Below are 16896 nucleotides of genomic sequence, written 5' to 3'. Positions count from 1 at the left end.
GTTGGACTGGAAAACGCACCTCATCGTTGCTCCAATCATTCTGCCGCTCGTCACGGCAGCAATCCTGCTGCTGTTCGATGAGCGCAAGCGCAAGCTCAAGATGGCCATCAACTCCATCTCGACATTGGGTTTGATTGCGATTGCCATCACGCTTGCTGGCATGGCGAGCGACAAGGCGCCTGACGCTCTGGTTTACCTGATTGGCAACTGGCCTGTACCGTTCGGCATCGTGCTGGTTCTGGATCGTCTCGCGGCCCTTATGCTTGTGCTGACCAGCCTGCTTGGCATGGCTTCACTCAGCTTCGCACTCGCGCACTGGCACAAGGCCAGCCCGCATTTCCATACAATCTTCCAGCTTTTGCTGATGGGGCTGAACGGCGCATTTCTGACTGGTGATCTGTTCAACCTCTTCGTGTTCTTCGAAGTGATGCTGGCGGCATCCTACGGCCTGGCGTTGCATGGGTCAGGTCCGGCGCGCGTAAAGGCCGGCATGCATTATATTGCCGTCAATCTCGTCGCATCGTCTCTGTTTTTGATCGGCGTCAGCCTGATCTATGGCGTGACCGGCACATTGAATATGGCTGATCTCGCACAGAGAATTCCGCAGGTCGCATCTGAAGATCGTATGCTGCTTGAAGCAGGTGCTGCGGTTCTGGGCGTTGCATTCCTCGTCAAGGCAGGCATGTGGCCCCTCAATTTCTGGCTTGCGCCAACATATACGGCAGCAGCAGCACCGGTGGCGGCGGTCTTCGCCATCATGAGCAAGGTCGGCATTTACGTCCTTCTGCGCCTGTCGCCGCTGATGTTCGGCATCGGTGCCGGTTCTTCCTATGGTTTCGGCAATGACTGGCTCTATTTCGGTGGAATGGTCACGCTTGCCTTCGGCCTGATCGGGGTGGTCGCATCGCAAGCAATGGGACGTCTTGCCAGCTATAGTATCCTCGTGTCTTCCGGCACGTTGCTGGCTGCCATTGGCAGCGGTAACACCGCCATGACCGGCGCCGCGCTGTTCTATATGGTGAGTTCCACGCTTACCATCGCGGCTTTTTTCCTGCTGATCGAACTGATCGAACGCGGTCAGGATGCGGCTGCAAACGTTCTCGCCGTTACCATGGAAGCCTATGGTGACGATGAGGAGGAAGAAGACGAAGACGAAGTCGGCGCAGTACTGCCCGCAACCCTTGCCGTCCTGGGAACGTTTTTCGGCATTTGTGCGATATTGCTGATCGGCTTGCCGCCATTCTCTGGATTCATTGCCAAATTCCTGATCCTGGCAGCGGTTTTCAACGGCGACAGTCCGACACCGCAGCTCGCAATGCCAGTCAGTCCGGCAAGCTGGGCTTTGGTCGCGCTCCTTCTGCTGTCTGGTCTTTCAGCGCTGATCGCGATGACACGTACCGGCATTCGCACGTTTTGGGCATCGCTCGAAGGCAACGTGCCACGCGTTCTGGTCCGGGAAGTCGTGCCGATTGCGGGGCTTCTGGCAATCTGTCTGGCGCTGACAATCGCTGCCGGCCCGGCGATGCGTTATATGGATGAAACGGCGCGTTCGCTGCACAATCCCGCATCTTATATCAGCAGTGTCCTCAATGCGCCCCGTGCAGGCACCGAAACGGAGGGGGCTCAATGAAAAAAATCCTGCCTTACCCGCTTCTGTTCGCCTCGTTGCTCCTGTTCTGGCTGCTTTTGAACGGCTTCACACGGGCACAGCTCCTGCTTGGCGCGATCATCGCGCTCGTGGCGTGTCTCATCATGACGGCCCTGCAACCGCAGAAGAACCATATTCGTTCGATCCCGACGATGCTCTTGCTGTTCGGCACCATGAGCTACGACATCCTGCAATCCAATATCGCGGTGGCAGGTATCATTCTGTCGCGCAAGCGCAAGCGGCGTCCCGGCTTTGTCGTTATCCAGCTCGATCTGGAAAACCGGACCGCTCTTGCCGTTCTCGCCTGCATAATCACAGCGACGCCGGGCACGGCCTGGGTGGATTACAATGCTGCAAGGCACGAACTGACCATCCACGTACTCGATCTGGATGATGCGCAGGCGTGGCGGGACACGATCAAGGGAAGATATGAGCAGCCGCTCATCAAGATATTCGGAGCGGCGGACGTCATGGAAGAGGAGAAATCCGCATGAGTGCAGTCATCATTTTCTGGTCCCTGCTTGCTGCTCAGCTGATGCTTCTTGGCGCTCTGGCTTGTGTGGTTTATCGGCTGCTTGTAGGCCCGCGTGCGCAGGATCGCATTCTTGCGGCCGATGCGCTCTACCTCAACGCGCTGCTTCTCCTGATTACGTTCGGCATACGCACGGGCAGCATCATTTATTTCGAGACGGCGCTGATTATCGCTCTTCTGGGTTTCGTTGCCACCGTGGCGCTTTCAAAATTCCTCATGCGCGGGGAGGTGATCGAGTGATCAATGCAGGTGAACTTCCCGTATGGGCCGCTGTGATCATTGCGTTTTTTCTAGTCTCCGGCGCCTTCCTGACACTCGTCGGATGCATCGGACTCGTCCGCTTCAAAAGCTTTTACGAGCGTGTTCACGCCCCCACGCTTGGCTCGTCGTTTGGTGCTGGCGGAATCTTGATCGCGTCGATCATATTTTTCTCCATCTTGCAATCGAAGCCGATTCTGCATGAAGTGCTGATTACCGTCTTTGTGGTCGTCACAACGCCGGTAACGCTCATGCTGCTCAGCCGCGCCGTGATCCATCGCGACAGAACGCAGGACAGCAAGGAGCTGCCTTCATCTTCCGACCCGCTATAGGTCTGTAGGTATCATGCTTGAGGGTGCGGAGAGGGCGGAAAGCTTGCGTTTTCCGTCGCACCAAATGGGGAAATTCGCTGCTCCGTCATGGAAGCAGCGGCTGTTGCTTCCGGGCTGACCGGAGACCTGTTTTGGAGTTCGCTTCAAGACCGGCTATCCTGCCGATCGGAAACATTATCTGCCATTTGCCGAATCTCTGGCTTGACTGCCCACCGACTGCGGAGCGGAAGCGGTGGCCTATCGTGTTTTCGGGCATTTGGAGGAGTGTCCGGGGCTGCGGCCAATTGTCCATTCGGGCTTTCGCCCGGGACAAACGGATTGAAGGTTCAAGCCATTTGAATTATCTGAATTTCAGTAATTTCTGAAAGTTCAGAATTTACGGGAGAGAGAATTTTGGAATTGTCGCCAATCGTTCAGTCGTTCGTGCTCCACTTCGGAGAAATGGGCAGCCGTTGGGGCATCAACCGCACCGTGGGGCAGATCTATGCACTGCTTTACGTGTCGCCTGAGCCTCTTTGCGCTGACCAGATCGTCGATGCTCTCGGTGTGTCACGTTCGAATGTGTCCATGGGTATTCGTGAATTGCAGGGCTGGAATCTGGTGCTGCTGAAGCACATTCCCGGTGATCGCCGCGATTTCTTCACGACGCCCGACGATGTGTGGCAGATTCTGCGCACGCTCGCTGAAGAGCGCAAGAAGCGCGAGATCGATCCCACGCTCTCGGTTCTGCGTGAAATCCTGATGGAGCAGCCGAAAGGCGACAGCGATCTTTATGCGCAGGATCGCATGAAGGACATGTACGGCCTGATCGAAAGGCTGACCAACTGGTACGACGACGTCAAGCGACTCGATACCGACCGTTTGACAAGTCTTCTGGCGCTTGGCGCCAAGGTGACCCGCTTCCTTGAAACCACGGACAGGATCGTGGCGCTCGGACGCGGGCGAACATCGGCCAAAAAGGAGCCTAAGAGAGAGTGACGTCCGTTGTCCCCCGAACGGAAACTTTGACGGCAGAAGACGGCGAAGCGGCAAGCGACCAACAACGTTCGCGCCGCTCGCAGCGTCGTCCTGTTCCGTCTTTGCTGAAGCGGGGGGCATATCTTCAGGCGTTAGCCGCACTTTTGTGGCTGCCGCAAGCGGGCATTCTCGCATACGCAATCGGACGACTGGCCGACACCGGCTTCGATAATTCCATCTATTACAGCGCGGCGGGCATATTCGTTCTCGGCTGTCTGCGCAGCCTTCTTGATAGTGCAGGTGCTACCAAAGCTTTCGACGCCGCCCGACTGGAACTTTCCCGACTTCGAACCAATGCTGTTTCAGCGCTTGCGCAACGTTCACCGCTTGATGTGACGCGCCTGTCATCCGGTGAGGCGGCAAGTATTCTTGCCGAACAGGCGGAAATGGTCGTTCCTTATCTTTCGCGCTTCGTGCCGGTCCGCATCCGCGTGATGCTGACCCCATTCGCAATACTTGCCGTCGTACTCTGGTATTCCTGGGCTGCAGCACTTGTCCTGATGGTGGCCGCACCGTTGATACCGATCTTTATGGCATTGATCGGCTGGCGCGCAAAGGCCGCCAGCGAAAAGCAACTCGTTGCCCTTGGCGGAATGAACGGCTTTCTGCTTGATCGCCTGCGCGGCCTTGCAACCATTCGCACATTCCATGCCGTGGACGCGACGGCGAGCCGGCTGCGCCAGAACGCCGAAACCTTGCGTTCCAAGACGATGTCTGTCCTGCGCATCGCATTTCTGTCTTCGGCTGTGCTTGAACTCTTCGCTGCTATCGGCGTTGCCATGGTCGCGGTTTATATCGGCTTCCATCTGCTGGGCCAGCTCAACTTCGGAGCGTGGGGCCATAAGCTGACTTTGGCCGAGGGTCTCTTCGTCCTGCTTCTATCGCCTGCATTCTTCGAACCATTACGCGATCTTTCAGCGGTCTGGCACGACCGTGCATCGGGCGAAGCTTCAATTGATGCACTGGAAAAGCTGGCTGAACATCCGATGCCAATTGTCGGCAAGGTTGGAAGCCACGCAGCAACTGGTGATGCTCCTACCGTAACTCTACACAATATCGACTTTGGTTATGGGACTGGGGGCAAGGTTCTCACGGCATTCAATCTCGATATTGCGGCAGGCGAACACGTGGCTCTGCTGGCGCCGAGCGGCTATGGGAAATCGACTGTTCTGGCTCTTGTTGCCGGGCTGACGGCTCCTCAAACTGGCCAAATCGAAATCGGTGGAATCGGGTTGGCCGACGATACGGCAGAGGCGCTTCGCTCAAGGATGAGCTGGATCGGACAGAAGCCACATATCTTTGCCGGTTCTGCTCGTCAGAACATCACGCTCGGTCGGCAAGCCGATGTGGAAACCACCAAAGCCATCATTGATGACATGGCGCTCGGTCATGTTCTGGGTGTCACCGGCAACAGTCTCATCGGCGAGAACGGTGCGGGAATATCCGGCGGCGAAGCCCTGCGGCTGGCGCTGTCTCGAGCGGCAGTTGATCTCAATGCCGATATTATCCTGGCCGATGAACCTACAGCCCATCTTGACCAGGAAACCGCGAAGGTCATTGCCGACAGCCTTCTCAGGCTAGCCAAAGGCAAGACGCTCATCGTCGCTACCCATGACGAAACCCTTGCCCGCAGGATGGACCGTATCGTCCGTCTGGACGGCAGCGTGGATAACGATCCTGTCTGGCAGAGGAGGGCGGCAGAATGAACGGTTTTCAATCGTTGCAACCGATCCTGCGCCTCTTTTTCCGCACCAAGGGGACAGCACTTCTTGCGGGTATAGCGACGGCTACTGTAACGGTCCTTGCCGGTATCGCTCTTCTCGGCCTGTCAGGCTGGTTCATAACGGCAACGGCGATTGCGGGCTTGAGCATGGCGACGGCGGTTGTGTTCGATGTGTTCGCTCCTGCAGCCGGTATTCGTCTGCTGGCGATCCTGCGTACCGGTTCGCGTTATCTGGAGCGGCTCGTCACCCATGATGCAACGCTTGCGATCCTTGCCGCACTGCGCGAAAAGCTGTTCCGTAGCTGGGCGCGCCCGACCGCTGCAAACGCGCTATTGAAGCGCCCTGCGCGTCTTCTGTTCCGCCTGACGGCAGACATTGATGCACTCGACTCGCTTTATCTGCGCGTGGTGGTGCCTGTCGGTGCTGCACTCGCTACCGCGCTTGTGGCTGGCATCGCTCTCGGCCTGATGAGCCCCCTTTTCGGGTTGCTGGTTGCTCTTGTCCTGCTTGTTGCCGGTTTGGGCCTTCCGCTTGCTGCGGCTCGTCGTTCCGAAAAATCCATGCGACAACGTGCAAAAGGTACGGAAGCACTGCGCGCCCGCACTGTCGATCTCGTTGCGGGGCAGACTGAACTTCTTATGGCTGGGCGCCTCGAAGATCAGAAGCTGGCTTTGGTCCGTGCAGACGGCTATGTCGCCGCTTCGGATCGCAAGCTTAATCGCATAGAGATCACTACCGGGGCTGGTTTCGGGATCGTTCATGCCGCATTGCTTGCTGGCGGCCTTGTTGCCGTTGGTTTGCTGATGCAGTCAGGAATGATCGGTGCGCCCGTCGCAGCGCTCGGAATGCTTATCATTCTTGGTGCGATGGAGCCGTTTTCAGCATTGCGGCGCGGCGCGATGGAACTTGGGCGCACGATACTTGCTGCCAGGCGAGTTGCACCTCAACTGAACGATGACGCTGAACTGGCTGCACCCAAAAAACCTGAGAATGGCGCAGCGGTTCATCTGAAAAACGTGTCGGTTCGTCACGAGGGCGCTGATCACGATGCCCTCAAAAACCTCAATCTCGATATTGCAGCGGGCGAGCGTATTGCCATCGTCGGCACAAGCGGCGCAGGCAAATCGACCTTGCTCAATCTCCTTGCCGGAGAAATTCCGGCTGATCAGGGCAGCGTTTCGGTTTTGCCCGCGCGCCTTCTCACGCAACGGACAGAGCTATTTCAGGATAGTCTTCGCGACAATCTCCGGCTGGCGCGTGCCGATACGAGCGATGAGGAACTGATTGACGCTTTGCGGGCTGCGGGCCTTGGCGCGTTTATCGATGAATTGCCTGCCGGACTGGACGCAATGCTGGGTGAGGGCGGGTTGGGGCTTTCGGGCGGGCAAGCACGTCGTCTGGTCCTGGCGCGGCTTTTCCTGACCGATGCGCCGCTCTGGCTACTGGATGAACCGACCGAAGGTCTCGATAACGCAACCGCACAGGATGTTCTCGATCGCCTCAAGGCGAGAGCAGGTTCGCGCGCATTGCTGATCGCAACGCATATTAGTCGCGAAGCGCGAATTTGCGAACGGATCATTGTTTTAAATCAAGGCGCTCTAGTTGAGTCTGTAAGTAAGAGTTCGCCGCGCTTCGGCGAAATCCTCGAAACCATGAGGTGAGCTGCGCGGACATGGAAATGATTTGAAGTCCGTGTCCATATCTGGACCGATATTTGAAATTGAAGCGGAGTACGGTTTCCAGGAAGCCGCCGTTTTCAAAAGGGGGCCGCGCTGAAGCGCCGCTCATAACACCAGGAGGGCCGGGTTACCGGCTTAAAGAGATGGAACTCGATATTGTCTCCCTGTCGCGATTGCAGTTTGCAATCACGGCACTTTATCACTTCCTCTTCGTACCTCTGACCTTGGGTCTTTCCGTGCTGCTTGCCATCATGGAAACCGTTTACGTGATGACGGGGCGACTCATCTGGCGGCAGATGACGAAATTTTGGGGTACGCTGTTTGGCATCAACTTTGTCATGGGCGTCGCGACGGGCGTCGTGATGGAATTCCAGTTCGGCATGAACTGGAGTTATTACAGCCACTATGTCGGCGACATCTTCGGCGCACCGCTCGCTATCGAAGGCCTTATGGCTTTCTTCCTTGAAGCAACCTTCGTAGGTCTGTTCTTCTTCGGCTGGGATCGCCTGTCGAAAGTCGGGCACCTCATGGCGACTTATGCGGTCGCGGCAGGTTCCAACTTCTCGGCACTGTGGATTCTGATCGCCAATGGCTGGATGCAGAATCCGGTCGGGTCGGCATTCAATCCCGAAACCATGCGTATGGAAATCACCGATTTCTTCGCAGTGCTGATGAACCCGGTCGCGCAGGCCAAGTTCGTGCATACGGTTTCTGCCGGTTATGTCACCGCGTCTGTTTTCGTCCTCGGTGTTTCGGCCTGGTATCTGCTCAAGGGACGCTCGGTAGAACTCGCCAAGCGCTCGATGACCATTGCAGCATCGTTCGGTCTTGCCGCAACTCTTTCCGTCGTCGTCCTTGGTGACGAAAGCGGCTATCTGGCCAACGAACATCAGAAGATGAAGATCGCGGCGATTGAAGCCATGTGGGAAACAGAACCGGCTCCGGCTTCGTTCACCGTATTCGGTTTCCCGGATCAGGCAGCACGCGAAACTCACTTCGCGGTGCATATTCCATGGGTCATGGGCCTGATCGGTACGCGTTCTCTCACCACCCCAATTCAGGGCATCAACGATCTTGTTGAAAGTGCGGAGAACCATATCCGCAATGGCATCGTCGCCTATGACGCCTTGCAGAAAATCCGTGCGGCTGGCGACACGAATGCCGTTCCGCAGGAAGTGAAGGACGTCTTTGCCGATAACAGTCAGTGGATGGGCTATGCGCTTCTGCTGAAGCGCTATGTCGACGATCCGCGTCAGGCAACCGACGCACAGATCACACAGGCCGCAAACGATACCGTTCCCGGTGTCCTGCCCCTGTTCTGGGCCTTCCGCATCATGGTCGGCATCGGCTTCTTCCTGATCCTGCTGACGGGCACATTCTTCGTGCTGTCTGCGCGTCGTAAACTCGACCGTTATCCGTTCCTGTTGCGGATTGCCGTGTTTGCGATACCGCTACCGTGGATCGCAGCCGAAATGGGCTGGATCGTCGCGGAGTTTGGCCGCCAGCCATGGGTTATCGAAGGCATATTGCCGACGGCAGTTGGGGTTTCCAATCTCGGAGCATCCACAGTGCTGCTGACCATACTTGGTTTCGTGGCGATCTATACGGTTCTCTTCATCATCGAGATGGGCCTGATGATCCGTGCTATCAAGGCTGGACCTGAACCCGACAGCAAGCCGGAAGCAATGCTCGCCCCGGCCAGCATCGCACCTGCGGAGTAAGGATCATGATACTCAGCGATTTGTTGGACTATGAAACCCTGCGTCTCATCTGGTGGGTGCTGCTCGGCGTATTGCTGATCGCTTTTGCCGCGATGGACGGGTTCGACCTTGGTGTCGACATACTCATGCCCGTCGTCGGCAAAACCGATGTCGAGCGACGCATCATCATCAACACGATCGGCCCCGTCTGGGAAGGCAATCAGGTCTGGTTGATCCTCGGGGGCGGTGCTATTTTCGCCGCCTGGCCACAGCTCTATGCGGTGTCTTTCTCCGGATTCTATCTGGCGATGTTTGTCATCCTGTTCGCACTCATCCTGCGTCCGGTCGGGTTCAAATATCGTTCCAAGCGCGAGAGTGAGGCCTGGAGGAGAGGCTGGGACTGGGCGCTTTTCATCGGCGGTTTCGTTCCTGCTCTTATCTTCGGCGTTGCCGTCGGCAATGTCCTACAGGGCGTTCCATTCCGTATCGCCGACGACTTTCAGATATTCTATGAAGGCTCGTTCTTCGGTCTGCTGAATCCGTTTGCACTGCTTTGCGGCGTGCTTTCGGTGACAATGCTCTGCATGCATGGCGCCTCTTGGCTGATGCTGAAGACGACCGGGGATATTCAGGCGCGTGCCCGGTCCTACGGCAGCATCGCAGCTCTTCTGACTGTCGTGCTCTATGTGCTGGCTGGGGTTGTCAGCTGGTTCTGGGTTTCGGGTTACCGGATCACGAGCGCCATCGTCACCGACGGGCCATCCAATCCGCTGCGCAAGACTGTGGAACTGGATCACGGTGCATGGTTCACCAACTATGTGAACTATCCTGTCCTGCTGATCGCTCCGGCGCTCGGCATTTTGGGGGCACTGGCGGTCTTCATCGCATTGCGTAGCCGTCGTGAATTAGCCCCGCTGCTGTTCGGAAAGCTGTCGATCTTCGGCATTATTTCGTCGGTCGGCGTGTCGATGTTCCCGTTCATTCTGCCATCGTCGCTCGATCCGCGCTCAAGCCTGACGGTATGGGATTCGTCTTCCAGCCATATGACACTGTTCATCATGCTGGTTGTGACGCTCATCTTCCTGCCGTTGATCGTTGTCTACACGTCCTGGGTTTACAAGGTCCTGTGGGGCAAGGTCGATAAGGACATGATCGAAGACGACAGCAATCACGCTTACTAGAGTGCATTTCGATCTGATTGCATCAGATCGGCGCTCTATAAGTTTCGTTTCAACGCGCATCCTGAAAACCGTTTCACACTTTTCAGGATGCGCTTGGAACAACCGAGAAAGGAAAGCGATATGTGGTATTTTTCCTGGTTGTTGGGGCTTCCGCTCGCTGCGGCTTTCGCCGTGCTCAACGCCATGTGGTATGAGCTGATGGATGACCGGGCGCGCAAGCGTCTCGCGGCCGATCCAACAGCGGATCTGGCTCGTGAAGGCAAGAAACACCATTAGAGCGCGTTTCGATCTGATTACATCAGATCGGCGCTCTAACGTCCTCTATTTCAAGCATAATCTTATCGATCCTCGTTTCACTCCGGTCGGATTGTGCTTTGACATGAAATAAAAACAGCCCGGAAACGGGCCGTTTTCTTTGATGGAAGTCGCTCAAGGTTGGGGTATTGTCAGCTCGGCTACGAAATCATAGGCATCGCCGCGATAGAGTGATTTTGTAAACTCCACCACCCGACCGGACGGCAGATACGAAATCCGTTCGATGGACAGACCCGCATCGCCTTCCTTGACGCCCAGAATGCGTGCGTCGGGGTCTTTGATGTTGCAGGCTGCTATGCGCTGGACCGCACGCACAGGGCGAAACCCGGTGCGGCTCAGCTCGGCATAGAGCGAGCCCTTCACCGCATCCGGGTCGGGCAGGATTTCGCTTGAAAGACTTGCGCGCTCGATGGCCAGCGGCATGTCACTCGCAATGCGCAGGCGACCGAGGCGGGCAACGCGGGTTTCCGAGGAAACGCCCAGCTTCATCATCTCTTCAGGCGAAGGGTAGTAAAGGCCGCGCTCCAGCCATCGGGATTGCGTGGTGATGCCGCGACGCGCCATGTCTTCGGTAAATGAAGTCAGCATCGAGAGCGACTGCTGCACGCGCTCGCTCGGGCGTACGACGAACGTTCCCGAACCATGACGGCGCACGAGAAGCCCGGCCTTGACGAGATCATCCACCGCCTTGCGCACCGTCACACGGCTGATATTGGCATATTCAGCAATGTCGCGTTCCGGCGGCAGGGCTTCGCCATCAACCAGCTGCCCGGCGCGGATCGCAGTCTCCAGTGACTGACGCAGCTGCATATAGAGTGGGCCACCAGAAGAGGGAGCAGAACCCTGCAGGTTCTTGGGCAGGAAAGCGCTGAAATTTCCGCTCATTCGCGCGCCTTTCCATTTTGCGACCCATATCGCTTGAGGGCCAGTTGCAGAGCGCCTGTCAAAGCATCCGCCGCGGGCTTTACCAGAAGCTTCTGCTGGTGTGGCGGCAGCCATTCCACATAAAGCGGTGCCATGCCGCCTAGCAGGCTGATGCGTTCAGCGCCCTGTTTGATCAGTACGTCAAGCGTTTCACTTACATAACCAGCAGAACGCTCCAGCAACATCCGCGCTGTCGCGTCTCCCTCGTTCGCATACTGGAAAATACGTGGAGCATATTTGCCAAAGTCACCGGGCTTCGCCGTCCACGCAAATTCGACCAGATTATCCGGATTGTTGTCGAACTCGTTGAGGAGGTCGGTCGTCAGGCGTGTGCGTGGATGAATGCCGTCATGCACGAGCAGGCTTTCCTGCAACAAGCTTTGACCGAGCCGCGCACCGCTGCCGAGATCGCTCAAAGGAAAACCCCATCCGCCGACTGAATGAATTCGACCGCTCCGGCGTGTGATGTAGGCCGTGCCCGTGCCGAGAATGGCAACGATGCCGTCCTGATCGCCAAGCGCACCCTGCAGGGCGATCACGCCGTCAAACTCCACATTGGAGTGCGCGAAGGGCAGGCCGCGTTCTATCGGGGTGCCTGCACCCACGACATTGCCGCCTGCCAGACCGAGAACCGCGTGACTGGTCGCATAATGCGCCTTATCCAGCCCGGCATCATCAAAAGCGTTATCGATCGCCGCAATCACATTGATCAGCGCCGTTCGCGGATCGGTGACGATATTGGCGGAGCCGCTGCGCCCCGAACCCAGAATCGCACCATCGCTACCCGCCACCACGGCGCGACATCCCGTGCCGCCACCATCGACGCCAATGAAGAATTCAGTCATGAAGATACCTCCAGCTTGAAGATACCAAAAAAATACCATTAACCAAGCAGATTTGTCGGCTTGTGAAAAAATTGATTAATTCGTTGATAAAATTTGAGAAAAACGACTGTTTTAAATTTTTATGCGCGAAAGTTGTAAACTTCTCTGGACAATTGGTACGTTTTTGGCATTAATTTCAACAGAAGGGGAGCGCAATGCCGCTGAGGGCGAGGAGCACGCGGAATAGGGATGGAGATCACCGGCGGGGGCCGGTACTTTTCCCATAACGCGAGGAGCGATCGTACTGAAGCGGTCTGGCGTACTTTCGCCTCTGTTGCGCATCCGCGCTAAAAAACGGGAGAAGGTCAAATGGTTCGTAATACGTTGAAACTCATGCTGCTGGGTTCCACGCTTTTGGCGTCGGGATCGGCTGCGCTTGCCGAAGACGTCACGCTGACGGTCGAAAGCTGGCGTAACGACGATCTGCAGATCTGGCAGGAAAAGATCATTCCGGCTTTTGAAGCCAAGAATCCTGGCATCAAGATCAATTTCGCACCGAGTGCGCCAACCGAGTATAACGCGGCCCTCAATGCCAAGCTCGACGCCGGTTCAGGCGGCGACCTTATTTCCTGCCGTCCGTTCGACACGTCGCTCGAGCTTTTCAACAAGGGCAAGCTCTCCGACCTGACCGATCTCGAAGGCATGAAGAACTTCTCCGACGTTGCCAAGTCCGCTTGGAGCACTGACGACGGTTCAAAGACCTTCTGCGTGCCGATGGCTTCGGTTATTCACGGCTTCATCTACAATCAGGAAGCCTTCGACAAGCTGGGGCTCAAGGCTCCGACCACGGAAGCCGAATTCTTCGAAGCTCTCGACAAGATCAAGGCAGACGGCACCTACATCCCGATGGCCATGGGCACGAAGGATATGTGGGAAGCCGCAACCATGGGCTACCAGAATATCGGACCAACCTACTGGAAAGGCGAGGAAGGCCGCAAGGCTCTGATCGCCGGTACAGAAAAGCTCACCGATCCGCAGTGGGTCGAACCGTTCAAGGTTCTTGCCAAGTGGAAGGATTATCTGGGCGACGGTTTCGAAGCGCAGACTTATCCGGACAGCCAGAACCTGTTCACGCTTGGCCGCGCCGCCATCTATCCGGCTGGTTCGTGGGAAATTGGCCTGTTCAATACGCAGGCGCAATTCAAGATGGGTGCCTTCCCGCCACCGGTCAAGAATGCAGGCGATACCTGCTACATCTCCGACCACAACGATATCGGCCTTGGCCTCAACGCTTCGAGCAAGCACGCAGAACAGGCAAAGGTTTTCCTGAACTGGGTATCTTCGCCTGAGTTCGCTGAAATCTACGCCAATGCGCTGCCGGGCTTCTTCAGCCTCAATTCGACGGCAGTGAAAATGAGCGATCCGCTGGCACAGGAGTTCGTTTCCTGGCGCGAAAAGTGCAAGCCAACCATTCGTTCGACCTACCAGATTCTCTCGCGTGGCACGCCGAACCTAGAAAATGAAACCTGGGTTCAGTCGGCCAACGTCATCAACGGCACTGTGACGCCGGAAGATGCCGCGAAGAAGCTGCAGGAAGGTCTGGACAGCTGGTACAAGCCTGCGAAGTAAAAACGCGGGACAATATGGGCGGCGATCGCGGGGGCGCGCCGCCCATATCTTTTCGTCTGTCGCATCGACATGCAGTTTTGCAATCGGTGCATTCCGTGTCAGTTTAAAATGACGCGAGCGGGCAGGGATGGGAAATATTGTTTCCCGGTTTGCACGCATTCTCGTGAACGAGAACGCTAACCATCGGTTTTATGCATTTCCGAACGCAAATGGTTCATACCTTTGCTGGAAATGCTCTTGAAGAGCGAATGCCTATATGAGCCAATCTGCCGACATGACAGGTATTGTGCACAAGCGCCCAAGGCGTTGGCATATACTTGTATTTCTTCTGCCCTGCGTCCTGATCTATACGGCGGTGATGGTGCTGCCATTGATCGAGACACTTCGGCAGGCATTCTTCAATGTCGTCGACGGACAGCGCGCTTTTGTGGGGTTCGCCAATTTCCAGGCACTTTTCGGTGATCCGAACTGGTCACGCGATTTCTGGAATGCGTTGAAAAACAACGTTATATTCTTTTGTATTCACATGCTTGTTCAAAACCCGATCGGCATTCTGCTGGCAGCCATGCTGTCCCTGCCGAAGCTGCGTTTTGCTGCCTTCTACCGCACGGCGATCTTTCTCCCAACGCTGCTGTCCTTCGTGATCGTGGGCTTTATCTGGAAGCTGATCCTGTCGCCGATCTGGGGCGTCGCACCGTGGATGATGGACCTTGTCGGTCTCAAATGGCTGTTTGGCCCGTGGCTCGGCAAGGCGGATACGGCGCTTGTCACCGTGTCGCTCGTCTCGGTCTGGCAGTTCGTCGGCATTCCGATGATGCTGATCTATGCAGCTCTTCTGAATATTCCCGATGAAATCATCGAAGCGGCCGAATGTGACGGCATCACCGGTTGGAGCCAGTTCTTCAAGATCAAGCTGCCGCTGATCCTGCCTTCAATCGGCCTGATCTCGGTGATGACCTTCGTTGCCAACTTCAACGCGTTCGACCTCGTCTATTCGATGCAGGGTGCGCTTGCCGGACCGGACAAGTCGACAGATATTCTGGGCACGTTCCTTTATCGTACTTTCTTCGGCTTCCAGCTGCAGCTTGGCAACCCGTCCATGGGCGCAACCATCGCCGCCGTGATGTTCCTCATCATTCTGGCAGGTGTGTCGCTCTACCTGTTCGGCATCCAGCGCCGCATGCGCCGCTACCAGTTCTGAAGGACGAGACCATGTCGAAAGCACGCACATCGCCCATTCGCACCACTCTCGTTCATGCGGCCCTGATCTTCTACATGCTGATCGCCGTGTTCCCGGTGGCGCTGACGCTGATCAATTCGTTCAAGGATCGTAATGCGATTTTCCGCACGCCACTGCAGTTTCCGACACCGGAAAGTTTCAGTCTCATCGGCTATGAAACGGTTCTGAAGCAGGGCTCCTTCCTGACTTACTTTCAGAACAGCACCATCGTCACGGTGGTGAGCATCTTCCTTGTGATCCTGTTCGGTGCGATGGCAGCCTTTGCGCTCGCTGAATATCGCTTCAAGGGCAACACGCTGATGGGGCTTTATCTCGCCATCGGCATCATGATCCCGATCCGGCTCGGCACGGTTGCACTGCTGCAAGGCATGGTAGCCGCAGGTCTGGTCAACACGCTGACGGCGCTGATCCTCGTTTATACCGCGCAGGGCCTGCCGCTTGCGATCTTCATCCTGTCGGAATTCATGCGAACAGTATCCGACGATTTGAAGAATGCCGGGCGAATAGACGGCATGTCGGAATATGCGATCTTCTTCAAGCTGGTGCTGCCGCTGATCAGGCCTGCCATGGCCACGGTCGCCGTTTTCACCATGATCCCGATCTGGAACGATCTCTGGTTCCCGCTGATCCTTGCGCCAAGTGAAGCCACCAAGACGGTGACGCTCGGTTCGCAGCTGTTCATCGGTCAGTTCGTCACCAACTGGAATGCGGTTCTGTCAGCGCTTTCGCTGGCGATGTTCCCGATCCTCGTCCTTTACGTCATATTCTCGCGGCAGCTGATCCGCGGCATCACCGCGGGGGCTGTAAAATGAGTTCTGCAATGCAAAATCCTGTTCGTGTTCTTTCCGCCGGTCTCGGCAATATGGGCCGCAGCCATGCACTGGCCTATCACCGCAATCCCGGCTTCGAGGTCATCGGCCTCGTCAATCGCACCAAGGTTGCCGTTCCGGATGAACTGGCAGGCTATGAAATTCATCCTTCCTTCCATGAAGCACTGAAGGAACTGAAGCCCGATCTCGCCTGCGTCGCTACTTATTCGGAAAGCCATGCGGATTATGCCGTCGCGGCGCTGGAGCAGGGCGCGCATGTGTTCGTGGAAAAGCCGCTGGCAACGACGGTTGAGGATGCGCGTCGGGTAATCGACTGCGCACGCGCCAACGGGCGCAAGCTCGTCATCGGCTATATTCTGCGCCATCATCCGTCGTGGATGCGGCTTATTTCCGAGGCACGCCAGCTCGGTGGACCTTACGTCTTCCGCATGAATCTCAACCAGCAATCCAGTGGCGCAACCTGGGAGACGCACAAGAACCTGATGAACACCACGTCGCCCATTGTCGATTGTGGGGTGCATTATGTGGACGTCATGTGCCAGATCACTGACGCCAAGCCGGTGGAAGTGCGCGGCATGGGATTGCGCCTCTCCGACGAGATCAAGCCGGACATGTATAATTACGGCCATCTTCAAGTGTTGTTCGATGACGGCACGGTCGGCTGGTATGAAGCGGGCTGGGGACCGATGATGTCGGAAACGGCCTTCTTCGTGAAGGACGTCATCTCGCCGAACGGCTGCGTCTCGATCGTCATGAACGAGGCCGTGACCAAATCCGATGATGTGGACGCCCATACCAAGACCTCGACCATCCGTGTTCACCGCGCCGAGCGCGGAGCAGATGGAAAGTTCCTGAAACCGGATACGGACCTCTCCATGGCCGACGAGCCCGGACATCAGGAATTGTGTGAACGCGAGCAGGCTTACATGCTGAAGGCCATTCGCGAAGATATCGATCTCAACCGACATATGGATGACGCGCTGCAATCGCTGCGCATCTGCCTTGCGGCAGATGAAAGCGTGCGCTCGGGCCAGCCTGTCAAACTGTAAGCCGGTAGAAATTA

16 protein-coding genes are annotated in these 16896 nt (G+C 56.6%); 14 read left to right on the top strand and 2 right to left on the bottom strand.

Annotation, left to right across the window (positions count from 1 at the left end; translation table 11 throughout):
* The first annotated feature begins 1 nt into the window (after position 1).
* From AC1RHM_RS13860 to cydX, 10 genes are all read left to right on the top strand, one after another.
* A complete protein-coding gene (locus AC1RHM_RS13860) occupies positions 2-1630 on the top strand; it encodes a monovalent cation/H+ antiporter subunit D (protein WP_492332567.1) in 1629 nt (542 codons plus the stop codon).
* Positions 1627-2142: a Na+/H+ antiporter subunit E gene (locus tag AC1RHM_RS13855; protein ID WP_010658732.1), complete on the top strand. Its 516-nt coding sequence runs from the start codon at positions 1627-1629 to the stop codon at positions 2140-2142. Before AC1RHM_RS13860 ends, AC1RHM_RS13855 begins: the two co-directional genes overlap by 4 nt.
* Positions 2139-2420 carry a K+/H+ antiporter subunit F gene (locus tag AC1RHM_RS13850; RefSeq protein WP_010658733.1) on the top strand — a complete coding sequence of 94 codons (282 nt, stop codon included), beginning with the start codon at positions 2139-2141 and terminating at the stop codon, positions 2418-2420. Before AC1RHM_RS13855 ends, AC1RHM_RS13850 begins: the two co-directional genes overlap by 4 nt.
* Positions 2417-2770, top strand: a complete 354-nt coding sequence (gene mnhG, locus AC1RHM_RS13845) for a monovalent cation/H(+) antiporter subunit G (RefSeq protein ID WP_010658734.1) — start codon at positions 2417-2419, stop codon at positions 2768-2770. Before AC1RHM_RS13850 ends, mnhG begins: the two co-directional genes overlap by 4 nt.
* 393 nt (positions 2771-3163) lie before the next feature.
* On the top strand, positions 3164-3748 hold the full coding sequence (locus AC1RHM_RS13840; RefSeq protein ID WP_012092941.1) for a GbsR/MarR family transcriptional regulator: 585 nt from the start codon (positions 3164-3166) through the stop codon (positions 3746-3748).
* Entirely contained in the window at positions 3745-5493 is a 1749-nt protein-coding gene (gene cydD, locus AC1RHM_RS13835; protein WP_029375947.1) for a thiol reductant ABC exporter subunit CydD, read from the top strand. The genes AC1RHM_RS13840 and cydD overlap by 4 nt, the downstream gene beginning before the upstream one ends.
* Positions 5490-7172, top strand: coding sequence for a thiol reductant ABC exporter subunit CydC (gene cydC, locus AC1RHM_RS13830; protein WP_151576593.1), 1683 nt, complete (start codon positions 5490-5492; stop codon positions 7170-7172). The genes cydD and cydC overlap by 4 nt, the downstream gene beginning before the upstream one ends.
* 161 nt (positions 7173-7333) lie before the next feature.
* A complete protein-coding gene (locus AC1RHM_RS13825; protein ID WP_010658739.1) occupies positions 7334-8911 on the top strand; it encodes a cytochrome ubiquinol oxidase subunit I in 1578 nt (525 codons plus the stop codon).
* Positions 8912-8916: 5 nt separating this feature from the next.
* The gene (cydB, locus tag AC1RHM_RS13820) at positions 8917-10071 is read left to right on the top strand and encodes a cytochrome d ubiquinol oxidase subunit II (RefSeq protein ID WP_010658740.1); all 1155 of its coding nucleotides are present in this window, start codon (positions 8917-8919) and stop codon (positions 10069-10071) included.
* A 120-nt stretch (positions 10072-10191) separates the two neighbouring features.
* Positions 10192-10347, top strand: coding sequence for a cytochrome bd-I oxidase subunit CydX (gene cydX / locus AC1RHM_RS13815; RefSeq protein ID WP_029375948.1), 156 nt, complete (start codon positions 10192-10194; stop codon positions 10345-10347).
* Between the two features lie 153 nt (positions 10348-10500).
* Here cydX and AC1RHM_RS13810 read toward each other — a convergent pair whose 3' ends face one another.
* Complete coding sequence (locus tag AC1RHM_RS13810) at positions 10501-11271, bottom strand: GntR family transcriptional regulator (RefSeq protein ID WP_010658742.1); 771 nt, start codon at positions 11269-11271, stop codon at positions 10501-10503.
* Entirely contained in the window at positions 11268-12155 is an 888-nt protein-coding gene (locus tag AC1RHM_RS13805) for a glucosamine kinase nucleotide-binding domain-containing protein (protein ID WP_010658743.1), read from the bottom strand. Before AC1RHM_RS13805 ends, AC1RHM_RS13810 begins: the two co-directional genes overlap by 4 nt.
* Before the next feature lie 348 nt (positions 12156-12503).
* On the opposite strand from AC1RHM_RS13805, the gene AC1RHM_RS13800 reads away from it, so the two are divergent.
* From AC1RHM_RS13800 to AC1RHM_RS13785, 4 genes are all read left to right on the top strand, one after another.
* The gene (locus tag AC1RHM_RS13800) at positions 12504-13763 is read left to right on the top strand and encodes an ABC transporter substrate-binding protein (protein WP_010658744.1); all 1260 of its coding nucleotides are present in this window, start codon (positions 12504-12506) and stop codon (positions 13761-13763) included.
* A gap of 256 nt (positions 13764-14019) precedes the next feature.
* A complete protein-coding gene (locus tag AC1RHM_RS13795) occupies positions 14020-14964 on the top strand; it encodes a carbohydrate ABC transporter permease (protein ID WP_010658745.1) in 945 nt (314 codons plus the stop codon).
* A gap of 11 nt (positions 14965-14975) precedes the next feature.
* Complete coding sequence (locus AC1RHM_RS13790) at positions 14976-15815, top strand: carbohydrate ABC transporter permease (protein WP_010658746.1); 840 nt, start codon at positions 14976-14978, stop codon at positions 15813-15815.
* A complete protein-coding gene (locus AC1RHM_RS13785) occupies positions 15812-16882 on the top strand; it encodes a Gfo/Idh/MocA family protein (protein ID WP_012092947.1) in 1071 nt (356 codons plus the stop codon). The genes AC1RHM_RS13790 and AC1RHM_RS13785 overlap by 4 nt, the downstream gene beginning before the upstream one ends.
* Positions 16883-16896 lie beyond the last annotated feature (14 nt).

The sequence above is a fragment of the Brucella sp. GW823-FHT04E01 genome (assembly GCF_058796175.1).
Note: the sequence above shows the minus strand (reverse complement) of the source record. Positions and strands in the feature narration are given on the sequence as shown.

Coding starts and splice junctions, on each gene's coding strand:
- AC1RHM_RS13850 (WP_010658733.1), top strand. CDS start 2,139: ATGAGTGCAGTCATCATTTTCTGGTCCCTGCTTGCTGCTCAGCTGATG.
- cydC (WP_151576593.1), top strand. CDS start 5,490: ATGAACGGTTTTCAATCGTTGCAACCGATCCTGCGCCTCTTTTTCCGC.
- AC1RHM_RS13825 (WP_010658739.1), top strand. CDS start 7,334: ATGGAACTCGATATTGTCTCCCTGTCGCGATTGCAGTTTGCAATCACG.
- AC1RHM_RS13790 (WP_010658746.1), top strand. CDS start 14,976: ATGTCGAAAGCACGCACATCGCCCATTCGCACCACTCTCGTTCATGCG.
- AC1RHM_RS13795 (WP_010658745.1), top strand. CDS start 14,020: ATGAGCCAATCTGCCGACATGACAGGTATTGTGCACAAGCGCCCAAGG.
- cydB (WP_010658740.1), top strand. CDS start 8,917: ATGATACTCAGCGATTTGTTGGACTATGAAACCCTGCGTCTCATCTGG.
- AC1RHM_RS13800 (WP_010658744.1), top strand. CDS start 12,504: ATGGTTCGTAATACGTTGAAACTCATGCTGCTGGGTTCCACGCTTTTG.
- AC1RHM_RS13805 (WP_010658743.1), bottom strand. CDS start 12,155: ATGACTGAATTCTTCATTGGCGTCGATGGTGGCGGCACGGGATGTCGC.
- AC1RHM_RS13785 (WP_012092947.1), top strand. CDS start 15,812: ATGAGTTCTGCAATGCAAAATCCTGTTCGTGTTCTTTCCGCCGGTCTC.
- AC1RHM_RS13810 (WP_010658742.1), bottom strand. CDS start 11,271: ATGAGCGGAAATTTCAGCGCTTTCCTGCCCAAGAACCTGCAGGGTTCT.
- cydX (WP_029375948.1), top strand. CDS start 10,192: ATGTGGTATTTTTCCTGGTTGTTGGGGCTTCCGCTCGCTGCGGCTTTC.
- AC1RHM_RS13855 (WP_010658732.1), top strand. CDS start 1,627: ATGAAAAAAATCCTGCCTTACCCGCTTCTGTTCGCCTCGTTGCTCCTG.